This is a genomic window from Microcystis sp. LE19-8.1F, from assembly GCF_027531715.1.
GTDB lineage: Bacteria > Cyanobacteriota > Cyanobacteriia > Cyanobacteriales > Microcystaceae > Microcystis > Microcystis wesenbergii_A.
This window is the reverse complement of record NZ_JAPZSO010000064.1, coordinates 50104-57377: the sequence shown is the minus strand read 5'-3', so window position 1 is coordinate 57377 and position 7274 is coordinate 50104. Positions and strand designations below refer to the sequence as shown.

At 46.5% G+C, this 7274-nt stretch carries 7 protein-coding genes and 1 pseudogene; 4 read left to right on the top strand and 4 right to left on the bottom strand.

All coding sequences use genetic code 11. The features are described 5' to 3' along the window. Positions 1 to 362: 362 nt before the first annotated feature. The 3 genes and pseudogenes from O9334_RS06735 to queF form a co-directional block, all read right to left on the bottom strand. Positions 363 to 929, bottom strand: a pseudogene (locus O9334_RS06735) (REP-associated tyrosine transposase). Between the two features lie 299 nt (positions 930 to 1228). After that, complete coding sequence (locus O9334_RS06730; RefSeq protein ID WP_287999708.1) at positions 1229 to 2440, bottom strand: tetratricopeptide repeat protein; 1212 nt, start codon at positions 2438 to 2440, stop codon at positions 1229 to 1231. Positions 2441 to 2885: 445 nt separating this feature from the next. Next, positions 2886 to 3281, bottom strand: a complete 396-nt coding sequence (gene queF, locus O9334_RS06725) for a preQ(1) synthase (RefSeq protein ID WP_002740916.1) — start codon at positions 3279 to 3281, stop codon at positions 2886 to 2888. A 227-nt stretch (positions 3282 to 3508) separates the two neighbouring features. Between queF and O9334_RS06720 the strand changes: the two genes are divergently transcribed. From O9334_RS06720 to O9334_RS06705, 4 genes are read left to right on the top strand one after another with little or no spacing between them, the layout of a single operon-like run. Beyond that, the gene (locus O9334_RS06720; protein WP_024969862.1) at positions 3509 to 4690 is read left to right on the top strand and encodes a M20 family metallopeptidase; all 1182 of its coding nucleotides are present in this window, start codon (positions 3509 to 3511) and stop codon (positions 4688 to 4690) included. Positions 4691 to 4712: 22 nt separating this feature from the next. Next, a complete protein-coding gene (locus O9334_RS06715; protein ID WP_287999707.1) occupies positions 4713 to 5177 on the top strand; it encodes an MEKHLA domain-containing protein in 465 nt (154 codons plus the stop codon). A gap of 14 nt (positions 5178 to 5191) precedes the next feature. Beyond that, positions 5192 to 5893: an orotidine-5'-phosphate decarboxylase gene (gene pyrF, locus O9334_RS06710; RefSeq protein ID WP_045362846.1), complete on the top strand. Its 702-nt coding sequence runs from the start codon at positions 5192 to 5194 to the stop codon at positions 5891 to 5893. Then, complete coding sequence (locus O9334_RS06705; RefSeq protein WP_045362771.1) at positions 5857 to 6393, top strand: hypothetical protein; 537 nt, start codon at positions 5857 to 5859, stop codon at positions 6391 to 6393. The genes pyrF and O9334_RS06705 overlap by 37 nt, the downstream gene beginning before the upstream one ends. On the opposite strand, the gene prmC is transcribed toward O9334_RS06705, so the two are convergent. Then, a complete protein-coding gene (prmC, locus tag O9334_RS06700) occupies positions 6390 to 7274 on the bottom strand; it encodes a peptide chain release factor N(5)-glutamine methyltransferase (protein ID WP_045362777.1) in 885 nt (294 codons plus the stop codon). The genes O9334_RS06705 and prmC overlap by 4 nt on opposite strands.

Genomic DNA, 7274 nt, shown 5'->3' with positions numbered 1-7274 from the left:
CAAAAGTCAAAAGGGAAGAAAAATATGTGTACCTCACTAGCTTATAGCGGTGTGCAGTCGTATTAGGTACAGTGTCACAAGCTATAAACCATGCTAGGCAAAGCTTGGTCTGTATCTCACTCAAGCGCTTACCGCTATATTTCTTCTCGATAAAGGTGATCGCTGATCCTGTAGTGCGATCGCTGCTCTTGTAGGTTGGGTTGAGGTAACGAAACCCAACATTGCCTTTATTTCTTACCTTAATTTTTTGGGTTTCACTTCGTTCAAGCCAACCTACATTTTATTCGATACCAACTATTAGTGACGAAACCCAACATTGCCCTTATTTCTTACCTTAATTTTTTGGGTTTCACTTCTACATTTTATTCCATACCAATATCACTATCAAAGATCAGCCTTTCTGAAGCTCCCCACATCTGATCATAAATTCCTTCTTCAACATAACGATGAAAACTGGAATATTGCCAATCTTTCGGAGCGTTTACTAATCCATGATGCACGGGATTATAATGGATGTATTCGAGATGATTAACAAAATCTCGATCGCCGTAGGCGCGCCCTTGGCGACCATCTCGAACTTGATGCTCCCAAAAGCGACGTTGCCAAATAGCCTTTTCTCCTTTATGTTGTCGAGATGTTGAAATTTTACCCTGATATTGAGAATGACATTGACGGCTAAAATAACTTTTAATTAATCGCCAACGAGTTGAAAAATCTGCATCCGTTTCAGGCAATGTCCAAAGAGCATGAATGGGATCTGGTAAAATGACAATAGCATCAATCTTAAAATGATGTTGTCGCATAACATATTTAAAAGCATTTCGTAGTCAATCCACATTTTCAGGTTCACACAAAATTCTGTGACGATTGTATGTCACAACTGTAAAAAAATAAGTGGCTCTAGGTGTTTTTGCTCTACGGTATTGCATCAAGTTAGAATAACATTTATTGGATTGGTGTTTACGCAACTGGTTGTTGGGTTTCGCTTTCCCCTAAAATTGAGAGGTTTTCTTTAACCCATTGATTCGCTCAACCCAACCGACGGACTCTCTTGTAGGTTGGGTTGACGTAAGGAAACCCAACTATAGACCCAAGGAAACCCAACAAAAGGTCATGAGAAGCGATCGCCTATTCAGACGGATTTAGGTGTTGGCTGTTGGGTTTCCCTTTCCCCTAAAATTGAGAGGTTTTCTTTAACCTATTGATTCGCTCAACCCAAGAAAAAGGACTAGACCGCGCCTAATAGCCGTAGGAGTTTCATAACCTTTTCATATAACGCCGCGTTTCCTTGCTGGCGGAACAGTTCGGCGGCTTGTCGGAAATCTCTGATCGCTTTTTCCCTTTCTTTTCGAGAGTAATAAAGAATCCCCCGACCGACGTAAGCCTCGGCGTATCTGGGATTAATGTTGATCGCCTGATTGTAATCGGACAGGGCGAGGTCGGCTTTTCCCTGTTCGTAGTAAAGATTCCCGCGATTGTAGTAAGCATTGGCGTATCGGGGATTAATGTTGATCGCCTGATTGTAATCGGACAGGGCGAGGTCGGCTTTTCCCTGATCTTCGTAAAGAGACCCGCGATTGTTGTAAGCCGGGGCGTATCGGGGATTAATGTTGAGCGCCTGATTGTAATCGGACAGGGCGAGGTCGGCTTTTCCCTGTTCGTCGTAAAGAGACCCGCGATTGTAGTAAGCCAGGGCCAATCGGGGATTAATGTTGAGCGCTTTGTTGAATTCAGCGAGGGCGCGGTCGGGTTTCCCCTGATCGTAGTAAAGAACCCCGCGATTGTTGTAAGCCAGGGCCAATCGGGGATTAATGTTGAGTGCCTGATTGTAATCGGACAGGGCGAGGTCGGGTTTCCCCTGTTCGTAGTAAAGAAGCCCGCGACCGTTGTAAGCTTCGGCCAATCGGGGATTAATGTTGAGCGCCTGATTGAAATCGGACAGGGCGAGGTCGGGTTTCTCCTGTTGTTCGTAAAGAAGCCCGCGATTGTAGTAAGCCGTTGCGTTTCGGGGATTAATGTTGAGCGCCTGATTGAAATCGGACAGGGCGAGGTCGGATTTCCCCTGTTCGTAGTAAAGAAGCCCCCGATTGTTGTAAGCCTCGGCCAATCGGGGATTAATGTTGATCGCCTGATTGAAATCGGACAGGGCGAGGTCGGGTTTCTCCTCTTGTTCGTAAAGAACCCCCCGATTGAGGTAAGCCTCGGCGTATCGGGGATTAATGTTGATCGCTTTGGTAAATTCAGCGAGGGCGAGATCGTATTTTTCTTGTTGGATGTAGCCAACTCCCCGGTTATAGTGGCCGATCGCGTCTTGATTGTTCCCTTGAGCGATCCGGGTTTCGGCTGGTTGTCGGCTCTCTAGCGCCATGACGGGGCGAACAGTCGCGAGGGTGGAAAGGCTGATTAGGCTAAGGGTGGTAAGAAGGGCAAAGGATTTCATGGCTAGTTCCTCACTGGGGGTGATTTGAATTCTACTTAGGGTTTGCTGAAAAAGTTTTTCCCGGGGGCAGGGTGTGGGGTGTAGATCACGCCAAGGGTTGGCAGTTTTTGATTGCAAAAAAGCCTAAAAATATTATCCAACAAGGTTTTTAGATTTATTCAGCCAGCCCTACTTATACTAAATCTGGTTATTAAAAACTGATGATTTATTCTCCGTTTTGCCTCTTGCCTCTTGCCTCATCTCAATAAGCAATTTAAATGCGCGGGCAGTTTACCTAGCAGCAGTCAAAGGCAATCAACCAACTCTTAACGATAAGATTCAAGCTCTAAGTATAGAGGACAATTTTAAAATAAGTATTGAAAACAAGGACAGCAAAAAACTTGAACAACAAAAACTAGAACAGCAAGGGATGGGAGCAACCCCATCCCCAAACTAGACAATTATGCTATTCTTTTTTATACATCACCTCCACCACGGTATGTACGTTACCCCTCGGATGAAAATCCCCCTTAACTTTCATCTGCAAGGGTTCGCAAGCGGCCACCAAATCATCTAAAATTTGGTTAATTGCTTCTTCGTGGGAAATATAACGATCGCGATAACTATTAATATAAAGTTTAATCGCCTTTAATTCCATCACCTTTTGATCGGGAACGTAGCTAAGATAAATAGTGGCAAAATCGGGATAACCGGAAAAGGGACACTTACAGGTATATTCCGGCAGAGTGATCTGAATATCGTAATTTCTGCCGGGGCGTGGATTGGGGAAAGTAATTAATGTTCCTTCGGCAATTTCTCTTTCCCCGTACTTAACTTCAATTTTTTCGGAAGACTGAACCATGTTTTTTCCTAACTAGACAATGTTTCCTATCATAGCTGGAATATTCTCTCGAGAGGTGTTACCGAATCAAGAGATGAATAGTAACTCCTGCATCCTATTGACAAATTAGCTTAGTCCTACATTGAAAGAATGCCGAGAAGACAATTCAGACTGAAAATCAGCCAAGCCCAATTTTCAGGTAAAAAATGCTCTATGATTAACCCTAAAGATACTGTAAAACTGGTTTCATGCTCTCCGAGATTAAAAACATAGCCGAGAGTCTCGCACCCCGATTAGTGGAGATTCGCCGCCACATTCACGCGAATCCAGAGTTAAGCGGGCAAGAATATCAAACTGCCGCCTATATTGCCGGGGTTTTGTCTTCCTGTGGTCTATCGGTGCAGGAAGCGGTGGGAAAAACGGGAGTTAAGGGAGAATTGGCGGGAAAAGGCAGTGATCGAAGGATTTTAGCCATCCGGGCCGATATGGATGCCCTACCGATCCAAGAAAGAACCGATTTAGACTTTGCTTCCCGCAAACCGGGGATTATGCACGCCTGCGGTCACGATGTTCATGCTACCGTCGGTTTAGGGGTGGCGATGGTGCTTTCCCGTCTCTCGGAACCTTTGGGGGGAAAAATACGCTTTCTCTTTCAACCAGCAGAGGAAATTGCCCAGGGGGCCAATTGGATGATCCGGGAGGGGGTGATGCGGGATGTCAGCGCCGTTTTCGGGCTGCACGTTTTCCCCTCGATTCCGGCCCGATCGATCGGGGTTCGTTACGGGGCCTTAACTGCGGCTGCCGACGATCTGGAGATTTTTATTCAAGGGGAATCCGGCCACGGGGCCCGGCCCCACGAGGCGATCGATGCTATCTGGATCGCCTCGCAAGTAATCACCACTTTGCAACAGGCAATTAGTCGGACTCAAAACCCTTTGCGTCCCATTGTCCTCACCATCGGCCAGATTAGCGGTGGTCGCGCCCCCAACGTCATCGCCGATCAGGTACGCATGGCAGGAACAGTGCGATCGCTGCACCCAGAAACCCACGCCCATCTCCCGGAATGGATCGAGAGTTTGGTCACGAATGTCTGTAGCACATATAACGCAAAATGTCAAGTAAAATATCGTCGGGGTGTGCCATCGGTACAAAATGACCAATTTTTAACCCGGTTAGTCGAAGAAGCTGGTTTAGAAGCTTGGGGACGGGATCGGGTTTTAATTCTCTCGGAACCCTCCATGGGGGCCGAGGATTTTTCCCTTTATTTGCAACAGGCCCCGGGGACAATGTTCCGTCTGGGAGTGGGTTCTACTAACCTCCTCAATCCCCCCCTTCACCATCCGGAATTTTTAGTCGATGAGTCGGCAATTCTGACGGGAGTGATTACTTTAGCCTACGCGGCCTATAAATATTGGCAACGGCAAGATTAAACCAGTTTTTCAAGATAATTTTATGGAAATTTGGCAAGATTTAGCTATTATAGCTTGGACGGAATTGCTGCTGGATAATTATGAACAGTTAATCGGGCGATCGCTTTTACCCCGGATCGGTACTGGCAAAGAACAGAGTAAAATGCTCTTTTATGCCCCTTTTGTGCTGGTTTCCCACGGTACACAAACTAATCCGATCTTCAATTATGGTAATCGCGGTGCCCTCGATCTCTGGGGTTTAACTTGGCCAGAATTATTAACAACTCCTTCGCGAGCAACGGTAGAGGGAGAGGAACCCGCCCAAGAACGCCAAAAAATGCTGGATTTAGTCAAAAAACAGGGCTATATCAACGATTATCACGGGGTAAGGATCACGAAAAACGGTCAACTATTTCGCATTGAAAAAGCGATCGTTTGGAATATCATCGATCGTGATGGCATTTACTGCGGACAGGCTGCCACTTTTGCCGATTGGATTTTTCTCTGATTTATCACCCAAATATGACCAACTCAGACCGAATTATTGTTCCTCTCGATGTGCCGGATTTAGAATCAGCGATCGCACTGCTCGATCTGTTGCCGGAAGTCAATTTTTGGAAAGTGGGACTAGAATTATTTGTCAGTAGCGGTGCAGAAATTCTAGGGATTCTGCAAGAAAGACAAAAAAAGAGCTTTCTCGACCTAAAATTTCATGATATTCCCAATACGGTCGCCGGGGCCTGTCGTTCCGCTAGTCGCTATCAAGTGGATTTACTCACCCTGCACGCTACGGCCGGACGGCAAGCACTGACGGCAGCTAAGGAGGCAATATCTGACCTGCTATCGCCGCCAAAACTTCTCGCTATCACCGTTTTAACCAGCCTTAACGCCCGCGAATTAGCCCTCGACCTCAAAATTCCCCTAGAACTATCGGAATATGCCTTAAATCTGGCATTATTGGGCAAGGAATCAGGAATTGATGGGGCGGTTTGTTCTCCCCAAGAAGTGGCGCAATTGCGGCGCGTCTGTGGAGAGGATTTTCTCTTAGTTTGCCCCGGAGTTCGTCCCTCTTGGTCAAGCAAAGGGGATCAAAGTCGGGTGATGACTCCGGCCCAAGCGATTAAAGCTGGGGCTGATTATCTAGTAATTGGACGACCGATCACCGGTGCCGAGGAGCCAAAGGTAGCATGGACAAAAATTTGTCAAGAATTAACCGACATTTAGCTGTATTACTGGTTATTTTCGGGATTAACTTGCCAGCAGTTAGTCGTCCTCTTTCTAGCTGTCCGGAGGATTTAAATCTTTTAGTCGATCGCCTCTTGTCAGATTTACCCGGTTATGCTAATCGAGTTATTACCCGTTCCCAAATCGACCAAAAATTATCTACACCGGTTTTTGTGATTATTGCCGGTCGTCCCGAATTTGCACCCCTACCTTTAACTGCTAGTCAATATTCCGGTCAAATTGCCGATGACACTCAACAGGTTTTTTTTACGACTTTAGAGCGTCAGTATAGCAAAAATCGCTCTGTCAGCCTCCAGAATTATCACTGGTTATTTTTAACTAAAACTGGGGAAGGATGGCGATTAGTGACGGTTTACAGTCAATTAGCTTCCCTTGAACCCGCTCAAGTCCCCTTACCTCCCCTAGAAACCAGTCAAGGCACCATCGGCCAAGCGGTGCGTCTCTGGCTGCGGGACTGCGAAGCGGGTACATTGCGCTAAATTCGCTCGGCCAAAACAAAGCGATCGAAACCTGCTAGGTCGTTAATAATCTGAATTTGTCGATAATTGCCCTGATTTTCCAGCATTTGCGCTACTTTTTCCCCTTGACCGGCTCTCATTTCCACTAGCCAAAGGCCTCCCGATCGCAGATAATCGGGAGCAGTGGCCACTAGATAGCGTAGCGCGGTCAATCCGTCTTCACCTCCATCGAGGGCCAAACGGGGTTCATGTTCCCGCACTTCAATTTGTAAGTCGAGGATTTCTGCACTGGGAATATAGGGAGGATTGGACAGCATACCGCTAATCTGTCCTTTCCACTTCTCTAGGGGGGTCCACCAAGAACCCTGTTTTAAGATAATTCTGTCGGCAAAACCCGTCTTGATGATATTTTCTTTGGCGATCGCTAAAGCCGTTTGACTGTAATCAATGGCATATATCTCTGCTTTTGTCAAGATACTGGCTAAACCAATAGCGATCGCACCGCTACCGGTTCCCAGATCTACCCAGATTCCCCCTTCTTCTCCTCTGACGGTTTCTCCAACGATATCGATTAATAACTCGGTTTCGGGACGAGGAATTAAGACCCCCGGGGAGACTTTCAGGGTAAAATTACGCCAGACCACCGATTCGAGCAAATACTGCAAGGGAACCCTTGCTTGCAGGCGTTTTTGCCAGCGTTTAGTAATTTCCGACCAAGAATAACTCAAAGGGATTTTTTCTCGTTCCCGAAAGGATTGTAAGCGCAGGGAAAGAGTATCTAAATCTGTCACTGCTTGCAGAAAGATATCCACTTCTTTCGGAGATAGTTGCGCTTGCTCTAAATCGGTGATCGCCTGTTGGCGCCATTGACTTAATTCTTGACCGGAAATACTAGCAGACAC

Excerpts from the sequence above, each read along its gene's own strand:
- O9334_RS06715 (WP_287999707.1), top strand. The coding sequence starts at position 4,713 with ATGGAAATTTGGCAAGATTTAGCTATTATAGCTTGGACGGAATTGCTG.
- O9334_RS06720 (WP_024969862.1), top strand. The coding sequence starts at position 3,509 with ATGCTCTCCGAGATTAAAAACATAGCCGAGAGTCTCGCACCCCGATTA.
- queF (WP_002740916.1), bottom strand. The coding sequence starts at position 3,281 with ATGGTTCAGTCTTCCGAAAAAATTGAAGTTAAGTACGGGGAAAGAGAA.
- pyrF (WP_045362846.1), top strand. The coding sequence starts at position 5,192 with ATGACCAACTCAGACCGAATTATTGTTCCTCTCGATGTGCCGGATTTA.
- O9334_RS06730 (WP_287999708.1), bottom strand. The coding sequence starts at position 2,440 with ATGAAATCCTTTGCCCTTCTTACCACCCTTAGCCTAATCAGCCTTTCC.
- O9334_RS06705 (WP_045362771.1), top strand. The coding sequence starts at position 5,857 with ATGGACAAAAATTTGTCAAGAATTAACCGACATTTAGCTGTATTACTG.